Origin of the sequence: Pseudoalteromonas sp. SIMBA_162, from assembly GCF_046535955.1 — a bacterium.
GTDB lineage: Bacteria > Pseudomonadota > Gammaproteobacteria > Enterobacterales > Alteromonadaceae > Pseudoalteromonas > Pseudoalteromonas marina.
In genome coordinates this window covers 1-241 of sequence record NZ_JAWJBQ010001091.1, presented here as the reverse complement: position 1 = coordinate 241, position 241 = coordinate 1, and the positions used below count along the sequence as shown (strand labels likewise).

Genomic DNA, 241 nt, shown 5'->3' with positions numbered 1-241 from the left:
CATCGAATTCGCCCATGTAGCCCTGATATTCCTCGACGGTCGGCAGACGACCGACCACGGCCGCGATGGCGGCAAGCTCGGCAGACGCCAGGAAGACGTTGGCGCCGTCACCCAGACGGTTCGGGAAGTTGCGCGTGGAGGTGGACACCACGGTGGACTTGGCAGCCACACGTGCCTGGTTACCCATGCACAGTGAGCAGCCCGGCATTTCCATGCGCGCGCCGGCACGGCCGTAGATGCC

At 65.6% G+C, this 241-nt stretch carries 1 protein-coding gene; it reads right to left on the bottom strand.

All coding sequences use genetic code 11. The annotated features are described in order from the left end of the window. The coding region (locus R0J88_RS23050; RefSeq protein ID WP_410901324.1) for an aconitase family protein at nucleotides 1–241 on the bottom strand (241 nt) is incomplete at both ends.